Source organism: Microbacterium karelineae (genome assembly GCF_009745985.1).
Lineage (GTDB): Bacteria > Actinomycetota > Actinomycetes > Actinomycetales > Microbacteriaceae > Microbacterium > Microbacterium karelineae.
In genome coordinates, this window is the sequence record NZ_WFIX01000175.1 from 144714 (window position 1) to 163054 (window position 18341).

Below are 18341 nucleotides of genomic sequence, written 5' to 3' on the forward strand. Positions count from 1 at the left end.
CCGCGAACGGGGTTCGCCGGGACTGTCCCGTTCGCCGGACCGGATCCGAGGGCCCGGTCCGGCGAACGGGGCGATCTCCGGAGCGACGGCCGAGCGCCCCCGGCCGAATCCGGATCACTCGCAGGCGAAGGCCCCGTACGGCGCCGTCGACCGATCCGTCACGGGTTCGCCGTCGACCCGCGCGGTGGCGAGGATCTCCGCCTCGCCGGCAGGCGTCTCGCTCATCCGCGTGCGGAAGGCCGTCGAGGCGCTGTCGCCGGGCTCGATGTCGTCGAATGTCCTCTCGCCATAGGCGGTGGACACCTCGATGTCGGCGGGCGCATCACCCGCGTTCGTCGCGGTCACGGTGAGCACGCCGTTCGGGCCGAGGCAGCGATGCGAGGTCGTCGTGGTGATCGACGGATCCGCTCCGACGCTCACCGTCACGGTCGTGGTGCTCGTCTCGGATCCGTCCGCCGACACCGCGGAGACGCGCGCCGTCCAGCCGTTCTCCTCCGACGGCTGCTCGACTGCGACGGATGCCTCATCGTCGACGGGGAACGCCTGCACGACGGGTGCGTCGGCGGCGCCGACCGTCACCTCGTAGGACGTCTCGTCGGGGGAGAAGCCCGCCACGGTCTCGCCTGCGACCCGCAGATCGGCGAGCGACGCCGTCGCGGCCGGTGACGCCACGGGCTCGAACAGCTCGACCTCCGAGACGATCATGTGCATTCCCTCGGCGGCATGCATCACGAAGCGCACGCCGGTGGCCATCATCGCGGGGAACTCCGCCGTCACCGTCGGCGCCCCGACGGAGGGGGAGTCGACCGCCTGCGGATCCTCCCATCCCGGCGCCGCGGACCACGCGCCGTCCGCATCGCGCAGCTCGAGGGCCATGGTCTCGGCCCAGCTCGCGCGTCCATCGCGCCAGAAGCGGATCGCGGCCTGCGCCAGCTCCCGCGCCTCGAACGTGTAGGTGAGCGTGCTCGTGGACTCCTGCGCGCCGCCCGACCAGTTCGACCATCCCTTGTCGTCGAGCACGCCGTTCAGTGTGCGCTCGGCGGGGTAGCCGGGCTCCGCGTAGCTCGCCTCGACCGCGACGCCGCCGTCCGCGGCGAAGCTGCGCAGCGTGCTGGTCGTCACGAGCACGGTCAGGCGGGCATCGAGATCGCCGCCGTCCGCGTACGCGACGCCGGTGACGGACACCTCGCCCACGGAGCCGAGCGCCGCCTCGTCGAGTGACGACCAGTCCCACTCGACGGGCACGCCGAACGCGTGCTCCGACGCGCCCACGCGGGCGGGCACCTCGTCAGGAGCCTGGGCGCGCACCGCGTCGAGGCCCGCGCCCTCGGCGACCGTGATCGACACGGGATCCGTCGCCGTCAGACCGCCGACGTCGACGTGCGCGACGACGGCGAACTCCTGCCCGTACGGGTCGACGGCCGCTCCCGGCACCTCGACGCGGCCCGCGGAATCCCACGCGGTCTCGTCGGGCATGTCCCATTCGACGGGGACCGCGGCGCCCGTGCCCCACGCGTACTGCGCGAGGACGGTGTCGGGCAGGTCGGGCGCGACGCCGGCCGTCGTGCGGGCGGCGACGGCGGATCCGTCGACGGGTGTCAGGTCGCGCGCCTCCCACGCCTGGTTCGCGCCGCCGTTCGATCCGTAGACGCCGACCGACGCACCGTCTGCCGTCGACGCGCCGCCGACCTCGAGCGCGAGCGCGAGCGACTCGTTCACGAGCGTGAAGGTGCGGCCGTCGGTCGTGTTCACGATCCAGCGCGTGGCCGGATCCGCGGAGGCCGCCTCGGGGGAGACCTCGCGCAGATCGGTTCCCTCGCTCGTCGCGCCGAGGATCCGCCCGTCGCCGTTCTCGAGCACGACGCGCCGCGTCGCCGCACGCTCGCCGGCCGGCACCTCGTGGGCCGTCCACTTCTGCGCGGACGCGGCGGCGGTCTCCTCGGTCGGGTCGCTGATGCTCGTCGCCGCACCGTCGCCGCCCGCAGTGAGCGCCTTGCCGCTCTGCGCGCCGACGAACTGGTAGCTGCGGCCGTCCTCGATGGCGGGCGCGTCGTCCGAGACGCCCGCGACGCCGTCGATGACGAACGTGGTGACCGACTTCGCGGGGACCGTCAGCGTGGCCGACGCGGATCCGCGGTCGATCGCGGTGGGGGATCCCTCCACGAGAGCGTTCGCCGCCGGGTCGTCGGCCGACGGCGCCTGGGTCGTGACGACCGGCGTCACCGTCGCGCCGTCCGCGATCTCGCCGAAGCCGGACAGGTCGAGGGTGATGCTCGACTCGTCGGTGCTCTTGTTGCGGTGCACGATCGTGGCGCCGGTGCCGTCGCCCCGAACGGCCGCCGTGCTGGAGGTGTCATCGATCGGGATGAGGCGATCGCCCTCGCGGATGAACTTCGTGAAGTTCCGGATCGTGTGGAACTTCGAGTTCGTCTCGACACCGCACGGCTCGACGGCCGACGGGTCGCCTCCCGCATCCGAGACGCGGCGGGCGGACTTCCACACCGTCTCGCCGCCCTCGTCATACGGCTCGCAGTCGAGGTCGATGAACACGGATCCCCAATTGAGGTCCTCGCCCTGCGGCTGCATGTTGTAGAGGTCCTCGACGGGCTGCCACAGCACCCACGCCGACGGCTCGAGCTCGCGCAGGTCGTCCATGATGCGTCCGGCGATGCCGAGGCCGTTCTCGATGTTCACGGGGTCGTAGCCGTCGACCCAGCTGCCCTCGATCTCGCTCATCCACAGCGGCGTGTCCGCCTGCTTCGCGAGGTCGCGCACGACGAGGCGCCCGTCCGTGCCGTAGGTGTGCACGTTCATGCGGGCGACCTCGTCCCGCGCCTCGGCGGGGTACGCCGCCCAGTTCGTCGCGAAGAGGCCCGGGTTCGTCTCGTCCATCGCCGCGATCCGGGCATCGGTGGCGGCGCCGTCCAGGGCACCCGCGAGGGCGCCGACGACGTCGACCTGGCGCTCGGGGCCGACGTGCATGCCCTCCTGGCGGCCGCCGACGGGCACGCCGTCCGCGAGCTGCGTACCCCAGTAGTTCGTGTTCGGCTCGTTGAACGGATCGATCGTCTCGACCTGGATCCCGTGCTCGGCCTCGAGCCGCTCCGTCACGTTCACGAGGTAGCGGGCGAAGGCCTCGTCGGCCTCCGGCTTCAGCTGCTCGTCGCCTGCGTCGAAACCTCCCGAGACGTATCCGCTCTCGGTCATGAAATACGGCGCGGAGTTCGCGAACGTCTCCCAGTGGGTGATCCGGTCGTCGGCGACGAGGCGGTCGACCCACCAGCGCTGCGTCTCGTCGGCGCTCAGGTCGTAGTGCGACGGGTCGTCCGCATCGAACTCCGCGAGGATCGTGTCGCGCTCAGCGTATGTCGTGGCCGCCCCGCCGTAGGTGCCGGTCGAGCCGTCGGGATCCGCCGCCCACCATCCATCGACCGCTCCTCCCGCCCGCAGATAGTCGTCGACGTCGGACGCGTTGCCGCCGCCGATGTTGTACCGGGCGATGTTGAGGTCGAGGCCGTCGTCGCCGAAGACCGCCTGGTACAGCTGCTCGCGCAGTTCCTCCGGATAGCCGCCCGTCGCGTTCGCGAACCAGACGAGACTCGTGCCCCAGCCCTCGAACTCATCGCCCGTGTAGGCGGGATTCGGCGTGAGCGTGACGGAGCGCTCGGCCGCCTCGGCCGACCCCGCTGCCGGGAGCACGGTGAGGCAGCCCGCGAAGAGCGCGGCCCCCGTCGTGAGCGCCGCGGCGCGCCGGAATGTGTGCGATGTCGGCATCGACACCGTCCCCTTTCGTCGTCGAAAGCGTCGCCCCGGCGGATCCGGGCCGACGCCGACGACATTACATGTTTACGCAACCATCGCGGAAGGTGCGGGGAGCCGGGGCAGGTGGGCGGGTCGTACGGTGCCCTGCCAGGGCGCGAGCCGTTCGTACGGAGATCCGCTCATCCTGCGGACTGACGGACGGTCTCGGATCCGTCGATTCGGCTCATGTCCGTCGTTTCGGCTCGCCCGCGGGAGCGACGCCTCTGACGCCGGGCGCAGGCCTGTGGATAACTTTCGACGCCCTCTCGTGATTTCCTCTACCGTGTTCGACATGCTCCGCACCGCCGCCTCGATCGCAGCCCTGGCGCTCGCCGCCGTCGCCCTCACGTCCTGCGCGAGCGAACCCGAGCCCGAGTGGACCGAGGAGGAGGCATACGCCGCGGCGGAGGAGACGTTTCGGGGGTACTGGTCAGTTGATGCGTTCTCTGACGACGAAGAAGCAAGAGCGCAGACTTTGGAGCACATCACCGGCGATCTTCGCGACCACTATGACGGCGATTCTGTACTTGATGGACACGATGTTCAGGCGCGAGGCGAGTCGATTATTCGCGAGTTTGAGACGACCGAGTATCGAACTGTGGGAGACCAGATCGTCGTTGAGGCGACCGCCTGTATTGATGACTCGGCCTATGAGCTCAATATTGACGGCAAGGGGTGGAAGGTGCCGCGTGAAGATCCGATCTATGGGGTGGAGCTGACCTTCGAATCGGTCGACAGCAAAATTCTCATCTCTCACTTCGATGAGACGGAGCTCGAAGGATGCTAGGTCGGGTGGCAATCCTGGTCGCCGTCGTAGTCGCCTCGCCGTTCGCTGACTCTCATGAGTTTCGACCGACCAAGGAGTGCAGTGTTGAGGAAACACGAGCTGGCCTCTGCGACGGAGGCGGCGAGGACCACCTCGACATCGGGGACGACGAGGAGTACGGGCCGCCGCCCAACCCGGCACCGCAGCCGGCGCCGGATCCGGGCGCGCCCGCCCCGCCTGTGCCGATCGGCGATCCCGGCGATCCGCAGGTGCCTGGTCAGCCCGACTCGCCACCCGGCGCCGATGACAACGGCGGGTGGCAGTGCCTCGACCCGGGGGAGGTCCCCGTCGGGAACGAGTGCGCGACGGATCCTCCGCCGGAGCCCGAGGAACCGGCCCCGGAGCCCGGCTCACCGGCGGTTCCTGACATCCCGCCGATCGTCGTCGAGGACATCGCCTCGTTCGCCCCGCAGCCGACGCCGCCCGTGATCGAGCCGCACGGCATCGCGATCATGCGCGCCCCGATGAACGTCGCCGTCTCGACCTCGACGCACACGGTCGGGGGCGAGCTGTTCGGTCTGCCCGTGTGGGTGACCTTCTCGCCCGAGTTCGCCACGATCGACTACGGTGACGGCACCGTCATCGACGTGTCCGCGTCGGCCCCGACCTGGGACGAGCTCGGGCAGGAGCAGCTCACGCCCACCGCGACGAGTCACACCTATGGCCAGCGCGGCCTCGTCACAGTGACCGTCGATGTCGCCTATTCCGCGACCGTCGACTTCGGTCAGTGGGGCGTGTTCCCCGTGAACGGCTACATCGTCTCTCCGGGAGACGGGGTCGCCGTGCGCGTCTACGAGAAGCAGTCCTATCTCGTCGACGGCACGTGTGAGGAGGATCCGACCTCGCCCGGCTGCGGGTCTGTCTTCTGAGTCGCGGCGCGCCAATCGAGGCCGCGACCGCGAGAGGACAGGCGTTGTGCGAGAGCACAGGATATGTCATGTGCTCTCGCGAAGATCATGTCCTTTCGCGGGCGAATATCCCATCGAGCACGCTGCGGGCGATCGCGTCGGTCTCGCGCAGCATGTTCGCGTCGGCGCCCGGCATCGGGCTGATCAGAGTGTCGTGGCGCGTCTCGTTCAGCGGGATGCCGGCCGCGTGCACGGCGGGATCGACGGACCCATCGGCCCGCACGAGCCGACCGGTCGCGGGATCCACGTCGATGCCGCCCGTGCGCACCGAGCCGCCGTCGCGAGATCGCACGGCGAACGCCCGCGCGCGGCCCGCGTCGACGAGCGATCGCACGAGCGGATCGGCCGACTCCGACACGTCATGCGCGCGCATCCACGCGTCCACCAGCACACGCGCAGCCAACTCCGAGCCGTCAACGGCGTCCGAAGACGCGACGAACCTCCGTCGCCCGGACAGCGCCTCGTCGTCTCGCTCCACCCGCACCCTCCCCGCCGGGCCGAGGAACCGCACGACGCCCGCACGCGCGAGGGCGAGCAGTTGGCGGTTCCGGAACGCGGGCGGGCCGGATCCCGCCATCCCGCCCACGGCGAACAGCGTCCGGAAGCCCGAGGCCCGCGACTCGGCGTCGAAACCGCCGAACGCCCCGACTCGGCTCGCGAATCCCCGCGCCGCCGACACCGACCACAGGGCCGCCTTCACGGGGGAGTCGGCGCCCCGCGCGGCCTCGGCGAGGTCGCGCGCGACGAAGTCCTCGGCCCACGCCTGGAACTCCGCAGGAGACGCATGCGACCGCCCGCGACCCGGGAACAGCTCCGCCTCGGCATCGAACATGTCGGACGGGTCACAGACGAAGGGGCGCGTCGCCTCGGCGAGCGCAGCGATCGATCCCTCGGCGGCCGCGATCGCGTCGAGCGCGCGCGGAAGGTCGATCGACCCCGGCCTCACCCGCTCGAGCGTCGTGCTGTGCGCGACGAACGCATCCCGGAGGATCAGCGGCCACATCTCCGCATCGAAGTCGATCGTTCGCGTCCTGGTGGTCCAGTCGATCGAGCTCAGGTGCGGGCGGATCGGCGCCGGGGGCAGCCCGCCGTACGCCGACTTCGCCCGATACGGCACCCCGCGATGCGAGGTGACATGCATAACCGGCTCGAGCCCCGACGCCATGTACCGCAGCTCGTGTCCGCGCTCGACGAACCGCCCACCGCGCCCGATCGTGACGAGCGCCATCGCGTCGAAGAAGCCCATCCCGAGGCCGCGCACGATCGCCGCCTCGCCCGCCGGCACATCGGCGAACGCCTGGTCGATCGGGCTGCCGGGGCGCACCCAGGCGAGCCCCGGATCCGCCGCGACGGCCCGCGCGATCGCCGCGTCGCCTCCCACGGGCGCGCAGTCGAGCCAGCCGGGCGCGAGCACGACCGCATCGGCCGCGAGCGTGACGCCGGACGCGAGCGCGAGCGCCTGTCGATCGCCGTCGTCGGACAGCGTGACGGCGCGATCCGTGCGGAGCGAGACCCGGAACCCCGCCCGCTCGGCGCGGCCTCGTGCCCATGCGAGGCACCACAGCAGGTACTCGCCGAACAGGGCGCGGCTCGGGTGCGATTCGGGGCGCTGCGACGAGAGCTCGTCGCGAAAGGCGTCGACGAGGCCGTCGCGCACCGGCACCTCGCGGAACGCCGCGACGTGAGCGGGATCCGCGAGGCCCGGCTCATGATCCCGGCTCGGTGCCGCCGATGGGAAGTCGCTCAGCGCCTCCGGCCAGAGGTCTTCGCAGTGCACGCCGGGCAAGCGGGGCTCCCTGACGTCGGCGCGCGAGCACTCGGCGCGCGCCGAGACCGACGGCTCCCGAGCAGCGGGGATCCGCGGCCCTGCGCCTCCAGCCGATGCGAGCGCGAGGCGGCACCACTCGTGCAGCGTCGGGCCGGGCACGACCGGGCCGTCCATCGTGACCGACGCGTCGGTGAACATCGTCACGGCGCCTGCGAGCGTGTTCATGCACATCTCGCGCGTCTGGTCCGTGCGCCACACGCGCCCCGCGCCCGGCTGCACGTCGTCGATCACGACGATCTCGAGCCCGTCGGCGTCGGGCGCGTTCGCGGCGATGCGCTCGAGCAGCGACACCGCCCGCGGACCGCCGCCGACGAGCACGATGCGGCGAGAGGTCATGCGTCCATTCTCTCGTCCGGACGAGATCTGTGCGTCCGGAGACGGCCGAGTGGGGCCGCGCCGGGCCTACGCTGACCGGCTGGCCGCGCGGCGCGAGCGGAGGTATCCCACGAGCCCGATCAGCGGCATCGCCACGAGGGCCGCCGCGCTCACGGCGTACAGGAGCCCCGCCCATCCCGCGTGGTCCCCGCCGCTGATCAGGAACGCATCTGCGAGGGCCATCCCGGGGCCGAAGGACGCGACGAAGTACGTGGGCGCGCCGGCGACGAGGATCCCCAGCATCATGATCGCGACGGTCGGCGCATCGGGGAGCAGCCCGGTCGCCGCGAGGACGAGGACCGCGATGGCGAGGGCGGGCCCGATCGACAGGAAGATGAGGACGGGAACCGTGGCGAGATGCTCGCCTGCGGCCTCCATGGCGGCCCGGATCTGGGGCAGGGTCCGGCCCGGAACGGCGGCCAGCGGATTCCAGAGGAGGATCTGCAGGCCGGCGGTCACGGAGTAGGCCGCGATCAGCGCCGCGCCGCAGATCGCGACGACGATCCTCGGGGTGCGCGGGGCGGTGGACATGGGGCCAGTGTTCCACAGCGGCCCCGCCCCGCCCGCTACTCTGGCGGCATGCCCCTCATCGCCCTCACCGGCGGGATCGCGTCGGGAAAGTCGACCATCGCGCGGCGCCTCGCGGAGCACGGTGCCGTCGTCGTCGACGCCGATCAGACGGTCCGCGACCTGCAGCAGCCGGGACAGCCCGTCTTCGCCGAGATCGTCGACGCGTTCGGTGCCGGTGTCGTCGCGCCCGACGGATCCCTCGACCGTCCCGCGCTCGGATCCATCGTCTTCGGCGATGACGAGGGGCGCGCGCGACTCAACGCGATCGTGCATCCCGCGGTGCGCGACGAGACGCGGCGCCGGTTCGCGGAGGCGTTCGCCGCGGACCCGCAGGCCGTCGTCGTGTACGACGTCCCGCTGCTCGCCGAGGCGCGGGGGACGGGGGAGTGGGACGTCGTCGTCGTGGCCCACGCACCGGCCGAGACGCGCATCCGGCGGATGGTCGACGACCGCGGCATGACGCGCGAGGAAGCGGCGTCGCGCGTGAGCAGCCAGGCAACCGACGACGAGCGCCTCGCCCTCGCCGATGTCGTGGTCGACACCGATGGATCCCTCGAGGAGACCCTGCGGCAGGCCGACGAGCTGTGGCGGCGGATCGGGACGATGACGGGAGGAGCCGGGGAGTGAGCACGGAGCCGATCGAGCGGAACGAGCTCCCGGGCGGCGACTTCGAGGGGCGCGCGCATGGATCGAGCGTGTCGATGTTCTTCGAGCGCGAGCTGCCCGCAGGAGCGGGCCCGCGCCTGCACCGCCACCCGTACGACGAGACCTTCGTGATCCAGGGCGGATCCGCCGTCTTCACGCTCGGCGACGAGGAGGTCGTCGGATCCGCGGGCCAGATCCTCGTCGCCCCCGCCGGCCTCCCGCACCGGTTCCGATCGCTCGGCGGATACACCGCGATCCACATCCACGCGAGCGATCATTTCATCCAGGAGTGGCTCGAATAGGGAAGACCGCCTCGTTTGTCGGTGGTCCCGCCTAGCCTGGATCACATGCAGACGACACGAAGCGTGCGCCCTTTCGAGGTGGTCAGCGAGTACGAGCCCTCGGGTGACCAGCCCAAGGCCATCCAGGAGCTCGCCGACCGCATCAACGCTGGCGAGACCGACGTCGTGCTGCTCGGCGCGACCGGAACGGGCAAGTCGGCGACGACGGCGTGGCTGATCGAGCGGATCCAGCGCCCCACCCTCGTGCTCGCCCACAACAAGACGCTCGCGGCGCAGCTCGCGAACGAGTTCCGCGACCTCATGCCGAACAACGCGGTCGAGTACTTCGTGTCGTACTACGACTACTACCAGCCCGAGGCCTACGTGCCGCAGTCCGACACCTTCATCGAGAAAGACAGCTCGATCAACGCCGAGGTCGAGCGGCTGCGGCACTCGACGACGAACTCCCTGCTCAGCCGCCGCGACGTCATCGTCGTCAGCACCGTGTCGTGCATCTACGGCCTCGGCTCACCGGAGGAGTACCTGCGCTCGCTCGTCGCTCTCCAGGTGGGAGAGCGATACGACCGCGACGCGCTCATCCGCCAGTTCATCAACATGCAGTACAACCGGAACGACGTCGACTTCTCGCGCGGCAACTTCCGGGTGCGGGGCGACACGATCGAGATCATCCCCGTGTACGAGGAGTACGCGATCCGCATCGAGCTGTTCGGCGACGAGATCGAGGCGATCCAGAAGCTGCATCCGCTCACGGGCGAGGTCATCGAGAAGCTGGACGCCGTCGCCGTCTTCCCGGCGACGCACTACGCCGCCGGCGCCGACACCGTCGCCCGCGCGATCAAGACCATCGAGGTCGAGCTCGCCGAGCGCCTCGCCGAACTCGAGGGCCAGGGCAAGCTGCTCGAGGCGCAGCGCCTCAAGATGCGCACGAGCTTCGACCTCGAGATGCTGCAGCAGATCGGCTTCTGCTCCGGTATCGAGAACTACTCGCGTCACCTCGACGGCCGCGAGGCGGGCGAGCCCCCGCACACCCTTCTCGACTTCTTCCCCGACGACTTCGTCATGGTCATCGACGAGTCGCACGTCACGGTTCCGCAGATCGGCGCCATGTACGAGGGCGATGCGTCGCGCAAGCGCACGCTCGTCGAGCATGGTTTCCGTCTGCCGAGCGCCCTCGACAACCGGCCGCTGCGATTCGACGAGTTCAAGGAGCGCATCGGGCAGTCGGTCTACCTGTCGGCGACCCCCGGGCGGTATGAGATGGGCATCGCAGACGGCATCGTCGAGCAGATCATCCGCCCCACCGGTCTCATCGACCCAGAGGTCGTCCTCAAGCCCACGAAGGGACAGATCGACGACCTCCTCGAGGAGATCCGCATCCGCGCCGAGAAGGACGAGCGCGTCCTCGTCACGACGCTCACGAAGAAGATGGCGGAGGAGCTCACCGACTTCCTCGACGAGCACGGTGTCCGCGTGCGCTACCTGCACAGCGACGTCGACACGCTGCGCCGCGTCGAGCTGCTCACCGAGCTGCGCCAGGGCGTCTACGACGTGCTCGTCGGCATCAATCTCCTGCGAGAGGGGCTCGACCTGCCTGAGGTGTCGCTCGTCGCGATCCTCGACGCCGACAAGGAGGGCTTCCTCCGCAGCGACACCTCGCTCATCCAGACCATCGGGCGTGCCGCCCGAAACGTCTCGGGCCAGGTGCATATGTACGCCGACACCGTGACCAGGTCGATGCAGCGCGCCCTCGACGAGACCAACCGACGCCGCGAGATCCAGGTCGCCTACAACACCGAGCACGGGATCGACCCGCAGCCGCTGCGCAAGAAGATCGCCGACATCACCGACGCACTCGCCAAGGAAGAGGCCGACACCGCCGAGCTGCTCGGGTCCCGAAAGAAGGATCCGCGTGTCAAGGACGGCGGGCGCGGGCGCGCCGCGACACCGGTGCGGAAGCACGAGGGGATCGCCGCCGAGGGGGCAGAGCAGCTCGAGGAGACGATCGCCGACCTCACTCAGCAGATGGTGGCGGCCGCCGAGCAGCTCAAATTCGAGCTGGCCGCGCGCCTGCGCGACGAGGTGCAGGATCTGAAATCCGCGCTCCGGCAGATGGAGAAGGCCGGCCACGCCTAGGCGACGGGCGGTCGCGGCGCGCGAATAGGGTGGGTGGCATGGGGGCGGATCCGGACACGACGACGCGGAAGCGGCGCGGACCGCCCCACCTAGCGGGTCTTGTCGGCGCCTGCTTCGCGGTCGTGATCCTCGCCGCCGCCTGGCAGGGGCGCCCGCTCCTCTCGCCGCCGTCGTTCGAGATCGAACGCGAGATCGAACCGCCGGCGCCGACGCCGGGCGGGCCGACAGCGTTCCCCGAAGGCGACGGCGAGGCGCTCTTCGACCTCTCCGAGCTCTTCGGTCCGGGAACCCCGCTGCGGATCATCCTGCTCGCGCTGCTCGCGCTCGGGGCGGTGATCCTCGTCGCGATGATCGTGCGGCGGCTCCTGCGCCTCAGATCGCGCGCTCGTCGCGACGGTGTCGCCGTCGACGCGATCGGATCAGGCGCCGAACCGGCGCAGGCCGTGTCCGCGCCCGTCATCAGGCGGGGCATCGACGGCGCCCTCGCCCGCATCGAGAGCGCGAGCGCGCCAGGTGACGCCATCATCTCCGCGTGGATCGGCCTCGAGGAGACGGCCGAGGACGCCGGCCGGGCGCGCGGCGCCGCCGAGACGCCCGGCGAGTTCGCGGCGCGGATCCTCGGCGAGCGCGCCGGCGCACACGACGACCTCCGGCGCCTCCTCGACCTCTACGAGCGGGTGCGATTCGGCGCATACGAGGCGACGGCCGCCGACCGCGCCGCGGCGCGCGAGAGCCTGATGCGGGTGCGCGAGGCCTGGACATGACGCCCGGCCAGCTGATCCGCGCGGCCGCCCTCGGCGGCGGCGCGATCGTCATCCTGCTCGTCGTCGGCGTCCAGGCGCCGTTCGCGATCGCCTGGGGCGGCCTCGTCGCCGTCATCGACATCGGCGTCGGGCACGCGCGGCGGTCCGACGCGCCGCCGCCCCTCGGCCTGGAGGTCCCCGATCGCGACGCCGGCAGACGGGGCGACATCCGGGCGTTCGAGTGGGCCGTCGACGATCGTACGGGCGAGCTCCGGGCATCGGCGCGCATCCGGGCGCGCGACCTCGTCCGCGGAGTGCTGGAGGCGCGCGGCGTCGACCCCGACGATCCCGACCGCCGCGGCGACATCGAGCGCCTCGCCGGTCCCGCCGCGCCCCGCCTGATCGACGCGCGTCCCCTCACCCTCGTCGACCTCGACGAGATCCTCCGTCACATCGAACACACGCAGCGCGACGCCGCGGCCTCGCCCACATCATCCGAAAGAGAGCTCGAATGACCGATGTCGCAGGCCCCGCACAGGCGATCCTCGAACGCGTCCGCACCGTCGTGGTCGGAATGGACGAACCCCTCGAGATCGCCCTCGCGTCGCTGCTCGCCGGCGGTCACGTGCTGTTCGAGGATGTGCCGGGGCTCGGGAAGACCCTCGCGGCGCGCAGCATCGCGAGCGCGATCGGCCTCGAGTTCCGGCGCCTGCAGTGCACGCCCGACATGCTCCCGGGCGACGTCACGGGGTCGTATGTCTACGAGCCGGGCAGCGGTGACTTCTCCTTCCGCGAGGGGCCGATCTTCACGGGCCTTCTGCTCGCCGACGAGATCAATCGGACCACGCCGAAGACGCAGTCGGCGCTGCTCGAGGCGATGGCCGAGCGGCAGGTCACGGTCGAGGGGCGGCGATTCCCGCTGCCCGAACCGTTCCACGTCATCGCCACGTCGAATCCGATCGAGTACGAGGGCACGTACGCGCTGCCGGAGGCTCAGCTCGACCGGTTCATGGTGCGCCTCGGCGTCGGGTATCCGTCGGCCGAGGACGAGGCAGGGATCCTGTTCGCGCGCGTCGCGCGCCAGCGCGAGGCCGCCGAGGTCGATCCCGTGATCGACGCGGCCGGGTTCCTCGCGCTTCAGCATGCGGTCGAGGCGCTGCACGTCGACGCCGACATCGTGCGCTACTGCGTCGATCTCACCCGCGCGACCCGCGACGATCCCGACGTCGCCGTGGGCGCCTCGCCGCGCGGATCCCAGACCCTCCTCCTGCTCGCGCGCGCCCTCGCCGCAATCGGCGGGCGCGCCTATGTGCGGCCCGACGACGTCAAGCGCGTCGCCGTCCCCGTCCTCGCGCACCGCCTCACCCTCACGACGCGCGCGTGGGCCGCCGGCACCTCGCCGGCGCACATCGTCGAGCGCGTCGTCCCGCAGGTCGCCGTGCCTCCCACGGTGGAATCGGCGTCGTGACGCACGGGCGCATCGGAACGGGCGTCGCTGCCGGCGCGGTCGTGGCGCTGCTGCTCGCGACGATCGGCCTGCTCACGTCCCGCGCCGACGTCGCCGCCGTCGGCCTGCCGCTCGCCCTCTGCGCCGCGATGGGCGCGGCGCGCGGCCGACCGGATCCCGAACCGCGCCTCGCGGTCGGCCCGCCCGCCCACGACGAGGCGGACGTCGTCGTCACCCCGATCCGCGTCGATTCGGAGGGCGAGACAGCGCACGTCGTCGTCTCGCTCGCACAGACGGCCCCGCGGCACGTCATCGTCGCGCCGGGAGAGACGATCGAGGCGCGCAGCAGGCCGCGGCACTCCGGCCCGTGGGTCCCCGTCGCCGCCACCGTCCGCGCGATCGACGTCGATGCGGGCGACGCGGGCGCGCACAGCGCCCCCGCGCGGAACCGCGACGCCGTCATGCCCATCGCACGCCCCATCGCCGCCCTGCCCGTGCCGACCCGCCTCACCGGCCTGCACGGAGCGCACCCCGGCCGCCGCGCCGGCCAGGGCGGAGACTTCCGCGACATCCACCCGTTCGCCCCGGGCGACGAGCTCCGCCGCGTCGACTGGAAGGCCACGGCCCGGCTCTCGCGCCGGGCGGGCGACCTGTATGTGCGCCGCGTCGACGCGATGAGCGATGCGTCGGTCGCTCTCGTCGTCGACGCGACCGTCGACGTCGGCGAGGTGGTCGGCACCTGGGCGACGGGCGATCCCGAGACGAGCGGCACCACGTCCCTCGACCTCGCGCGCGAGGCGGCGCGCTCGGTCGCGGCCGCCGCCGTCGCCTCCGGCGATCGCGTCGGCCTGATCGAGCTCGGTCGCGGCGGTCGCGTCGTCCGCGCCGGATCGGGGGCGCGGCAGCTCGCGCGCCTCGTGCACGAGATCTCGGCGATCGAGCCGCGCGATGCGTCCACGGCGACGCGGATGCCGCCCGTCGAGCGCGGTGCGATCGTGTACGTGGCGGCGACGTTCCTCGAGCCGGCGCCGGTCGAACTCGCGCTGCGGTGGGCGGCCGTCGGGCATCGCGTCGTGGCGATCGACGTGCTGCCGCGCACGGATCCATCGCGGCTCAGCTCCGCGGAGCTGCTGGGGCTGCGCGTCGTGCAGGCGCAGCGGGAGGAGGTCGTCAGATCGCTGCGGCACGCGCGCGTCGACGTCGTCCGCTGGCACGACGACGGTGCGCGGCAGCTCGACCTGCTCGCGCGGAGGCGCGCATGAGCGCGGCGCACCGCCTGCGTGCGCCGGCCGCGCTCCCGGGCATCGCGCCCCGGATCGCTCTCGCGGCCGCGGCGGCGGCCGGCGGGCTGCTGAACGAGGTGACGCTCTGGCAGGTCGCCGCCGCAGCCTGCGGGATCCTCGCCGCGATCGCCCGGCCCCTGCGCACGGGGTACCTCGTGGCGGCGCTCGTCGTCATGGCGCTCCTCCAGCAGGATCCGTCTCTCGCGCGGGCGTGCGCGGCCGTGCTGATCGTGCATGCGATCCACGTCCTGACATCCGCGAGCCTCGTCATCCCCGTCCGCGCGCGGGTCACCCTCCGCGCGGCGCGGCCGGGCGCGATCCGGTTCGTCGCCGTGCAGGCCATCGGGCAGGCGGCTGCGATCCTCGCCGTCGGGCTGCCCCCGGGGCCCGGCCTCGTCTGGCTCGCGCCCGCGGGCGCGGCCGCTCTCGGGATCGTCGCGCTCGCGTTCCATGCGAGCGCGCGCGGGCGGCGCGGGTGACGGATCTTCGAGTTCCCTGTGCGAAACGCTCGAACAAATGTCCACTTGTCGGTGATCCGCCCTAGACTTGTCGCGTGCCGATCATTCCCGTAGCCAGCGACCAGAAGATCACCGTGCGCGGTGCGCGCGTGCACAACCTCAAGAACGTCGATCTCGAGGTGCCGCGCGACAGGATGATCGTCTTCACGGGCCTCAGCGGCTCCGGGAAGTCGAGCCTCGCCTTCGACACGATCTTCGCCGAGGGCCAGCGGCGCTACGTCGAGTCGCTCAGCGCATACGCGCGGCAGTTCCTCGGTCAGGTCGACCGACCCGACGTCGACGCGATCGAGGGCCTCAGCCCCGCCGTGTCGATCGACCAGAAGTCGACCAACCGCAACCCGCGCTCGACGGTCGGCACGATCACCGAGATCTACGACTACATGCGCCTGCTCTGGGCGCGCATCGGCATCCCGCACTGCCCCGTGTGCGACGCGACGATCGAGCGGCAGACGGTCCAGCAGATCGCCGATCAGCTCATCGAGCTGCCGGAGGGCACGCGCTACCAGATCGTCGCCCCCGTCGTCAGCCAGAAGAAGGGCGAGTTCGTCGACCTCTTCCAGGAGCTCGGGGCGAAGGGCTTCTCGCGTGCGATCGTCGACGGCGATCTCATCCAGCTGGCCGAACCGCCGAAGCTCAAGAAGTCGTACAAGCACGACATCTCGGTCGTCGTCGACCGCCTCGTGGCGCGCGGCGAGAGCATCATCGGCCGCGTCACCGACTCGGTCGAGACGGCGCGCGACCTCGCGGGCGGCGTGATCCAGGTCAACCTCATCGACGAGTCCGGCGACGACGCGTGGCAGTCGTTCAGCGAGAACCTCGCGTGCCCCAACGGGCACCCGCTGCAGCTGACCGAGATCGAGCCGCGCACCTTCTCGTTCAACGCGCCGTTCGGCGCCTGCCCGGCGTGCTCCGGCCTCGGCACGAAGATGTCCGTCGACACCGACCTCATGCTCGCCGACGACGAGATGTCGATCGCCGACGGCGTGATCATCCCGTGGACGACCCAGGGCAAGGGGCTGTTCCAGTACTACGAGCGGCTCCTCGAGGGCCTCGCCGACGACCTGAGCTTCTCCCTGCATACACCGTGGGCGGCGCTTCCCGAGATGGTGCGTGAGGCGGTGCTCTTCGGGCAGGACTACAAGGTCAACGTGCGCTACAAGAACCGCTGGGGTCGCGAGGTGCGATACGCGAGCGGGTTCGAGGGCGTCGTGCCCTATATCGAGCGCCAGTACGCACAGGCCGAGTCCGACACGCAGCGGGCGCGATGGGCCGACTATCTGCGCGAGATCCCCTGCTCCGTCTGCGACGGCGCTCGCCTGAAGCCCGAGGTGCTCGCCGTCAAGGTCGCCGGGCGTTCGATCGCCGAGACCGCCGAGCTCAGCCTCGACGAGTCGATGGAGCTCGTGAACTCGATCGAGCTGACCGACCGCGAGGCCGCGATCGCCGCGCAGGTGCTGCGCGAGATCCGCGTGCGCCTCGAGTTCCTGCTGCGGGTGGGCCTGAACTACCTCACCCTCAGCCGCGCCGCGGGATCGCTCTCGGGCGGTGAGGCGCAGCGCATCCGCCTCGCCACGCAGATCGGCACGGGCCTCACGGGCGTGTTGTACGTGCTCGACGAGCCCTCCATCGGCCTGCATCAGCGCGACAACCGGCGCCTCATCGAGACACTCGAGGCGCTGCGCGACCTCGGCAACACCCTCGTGGTCGTCGAGCACGATGAGGAGACGATCGAGTCGAGCGACTGGGTCGTCGACATCGGGCCGCGCGCGGGCGAGGGCGGGGGAGAGGTCATCCACTCCGGCCCCTACTCCGAGCTCGCGAACGAGGAGCGCTCGCTCACGGGCGACTACCTGTCGGGCCGCCGCGAGATCGCCACACCGGCGAAGCGGCGCAGGATCGACAGGAAGCGCATGCTGCGCGTGGTCGGAGCGCGCGAGAACAACCTCCGCGACATCGACGCCGACATCCCGCTCGGTGTGCTCACGGCCGTCACGGGCGTGAGCGGATCCGGGAAGTCGACGCTCATCAACGACATCCTGTTCGAGGTGCTCGCGCAGAAGCTCAACGGCGCCAGGACGGTGCCCGGCAAGCACAAGCGCGTCACGGGCCTCGAGCACCTCGACAAGGTCGTGCACGTCGACCAGGCGCCCATCGGGCGCACGCCGCGCTCGAACCCCGCGACGTATACGGGGGTGTTCGACCGCATCCGCAACCTGTTCGCCGAGACGCCCGAGGCGAAGGTGCGCGGCTACCAGGCCGGCCGATTCAGCTTCAACGTCAAGGGCGGCCGCTGCGAGGCGTGCTCGGGAGACGGCACGCTGAAGATCGAGATGAACTTCCTGCCCGATGTGTACGTCGACTGCGAGGTGTGCGAGGGCAGGCGCTACAACCGCGACACGCTCCAGGTGCACTACAAGGGCAAGAACATCGCCGAGGTGCTCGAGATGTCGATCGCGGAGGCGGCCGAGTTCTTCGAGCCGATCCAGGCGATCCATCGCTACATGAAGACCCTCGTCGACGTCGGGCTCGGCTATGTGCGGCTCGGCCAGGCAGCCACGACCCTGTCGGGCGGCGAGGCGCAGCGCGTCAAGCTCGCGACCGAGCTGCAGAAGCGCAGCAAGGGCCGCAGCATCTACGTGCTCGACGAGCCGACGACGGGCCTGCACTTCGAGGACGTGCGCAAGCTCCTGCAGGTGCTGAACGGCCTCGTCGACAAGGGCAACACGGTCGTCGTCATCGAGCACAACCTCGACGTCATCAAGTCGGCCGACTGGATCCTCGACCTCGGTCCCGAGGGCGGCTCGGGCGGCGGCATGATCGTCGCGACGGGCACCCCCGAGCAGATCGCGAAGCACGAGACCAGCCACACCGGCGCGTTCCTCGCCGAGACGCTCGGCTACGTCGAGCGCCGCCGCGCCGGGGCGACGGGCGGGCGGGCGGCCGCGGCGCTCGCGAGGTAGCG

At 71.2% G+C, this 18341-nt stretch carries 14 protein-coding genes; 11 read left to right on the plus strand and 3 right to left on the minus strand.

What is annotated here, in order from left to right:
- Nucleotides 1-114 precede the first annotated feature (114 nt).
- On the minus strand, nucleotides 115-3774 hold the full coding sequence (locus GB932_RS03975; protein WP_156759406.1) for an RICIN domain-containing protein: 3660 nt from the start codon (nucleotides 3772-3774) through the stop codon (nucleotides 115-117).
- 319 nt (nucleotides 3775-4093) lie between these two features.
- Here GB932_RS03975 and GB932_RS03980 point away from each other — a divergent pair, with 319 nt between their 5' ends.
- Nucleotides 4094-4588: a hypothetical protein gene (locus GB932_RS03980; RefSeq protein ID WP_156759407.1), complete on the plus strand. Its 495-nt coding sequence runs from the start codon at nucleotides 4094-4096 to the stop codon at nucleotides 4586-4588.
- 5 nt (nucleotides 4589-4593) lie between these two features.
- Nucleotides 4594-5496, plus strand: a complete 903-nt coding sequence (locus GB932_RS03985; RefSeq protein WP_156759408.1) for a hypothetical protein — start codon at nucleotides 4594-4596, stop codon at nucleotides 5494-5496.
- Nucleotides 5497-5581: 85 nt separating this feature from the next.
- Here GB932_RS03985 and GB932_RS03990 read toward each other — a convergent pair whose 3' ends face one another.
- On the minus strand, nucleotides 5582-7699 hold the full coding sequence (locus GB932_RS03990) for an FAD/NAD(P)-binding protein (protein WP_156759409.1): 2118 nt from the start codon (nucleotides 7697-7699) through the stop codon (nucleotides 5582-5584).
- A gap of 66 nt (nucleotides 7700-7765) precedes the next feature.
- Nucleotides 7766-8269: a hypothetical protein gene (locus tag GB932_RS03995; RefSeq protein ID WP_231915991.1), complete on the minus strand. Its 504-nt coding sequence runs from the start codon at nucleotides 8267-8269 to the stop codon at nucleotides 7766-7768.
- A gap of 48 nt (nucleotides 8270-8317) precedes the next feature.
- Between GB932_RS03995 and coaE the strand changes: the two genes are divergently transcribed.
- The 9 genes from coaE (at nucleotide 8318) to uvrA (ending at nucleotide 18339) form a co-directional block, all read left to right on the plus strand.
- Nucleotides 8318-8935, plus strand: a complete 618-nt coding sequence (gene coaE / locus GB932_RS04000; protein WP_156759410.1) for a dephospho-CoA kinase — start codon at nucleotides 8318-8320, stop codon at nucleotides 8933-8935.
- Nucleotides 8932-9255 (plus strand): cupin domain-containing protein, encoded by a 324-nt coding sequence (locus tag GB932_RS04005; RefSeq protein ID WP_231915992.1) that lies wholly within the window; start codon nucleotides 8932-8934, stop codon nucleotides 9253-9255. Before coaE ends, GB932_RS04005 begins: the two co-directional genes overlap by 4 nt.
- Nucleotides 9256-9300: 45 nt before the next feature.
- Entirely contained in the window at nucleotides 9301-11388 is a 2088-nt protein-coding gene (gene uvrB / locus GB932_RS04010) for an excinuclease ABC subunit UvrB (protein WP_156759411.1), read from the plus strand.
- Nucleotides 11389-11426: 38 nt separating this feature from the next.
- On the plus strand, nucleotides 11427-12152 hold the full coding sequence (locus GB932_RS04015) for a DUF4129 domain-containing protein (protein ID WP_156759412.1): 726 nt from the start codon (nucleotides 11427-11429) through the stop codon (nucleotides 12150-12152).
- Entirely contained in the window at nucleotides 12149-12646 is a 498-nt protein-coding gene (locus GB932_RS04020) for a hypothetical protein (protein WP_156759413.1), read from the plus strand. The genes GB932_RS04015 and GB932_RS04020 overlap by 4 nt, the downstream gene beginning before the upstream one ends.
- On the plus strand, nucleotides 12643-13599 hold the full coding sequence (locus GB932_RS04025; protein ID WP_156759414.1) for an AAA family ATPase: 957 nt from the start codon (nucleotides 12643-12645) through the stop codon (nucleotides 13597-13599). The genes GB932_RS04020 and GB932_RS04025 overlap by 4 nt, the downstream gene beginning before the upstream one ends.
- Nucleotides 13596-14840 carry a DUF58 domain-containing protein gene (locus GB932_RS04030; RefSeq protein ID WP_156759415.1) on the plus strand — a complete coding sequence of 415 codons (1245 nt, stop codon included), beginning with the start codon at nucleotides 13596-13598 and terminating at the stop codon, nucleotides 14838-14840. The genes GB932_RS04025 and GB932_RS04030 overlap by 4 nt, the downstream gene beginning before the upstream one ends.
- On the plus strand, nucleotides 14837-15340 hold the full coding sequence (locus GB932_RS04035) for a hypothetical protein (protein WP_156759416.1): 504 nt from the start codon (nucleotides 14837-14839) through the stop codon (nucleotides 15338-15340). The genes GB932_RS04030 and GB932_RS04035 overlap by 4 nt, the downstream gene beginning before the upstream one ends.
- Nucleotides 15341-15414: 74 nt before the next feature.
- The gene (uvrA, locus tag GB932_RS04040; RefSeq protein WP_156759417.1) at nucleotides 15415-18339 is read left to right on the plus strand and encodes an excinuclease ABC subunit UvrA; all 2925 of its coding nucleotides are present in this window, start codon (nucleotides 15415-15417) and stop codon (nucleotides 18337-18339) included.
- Nucleotides 18340-18341: the final 2 nt, after the last annotated feature.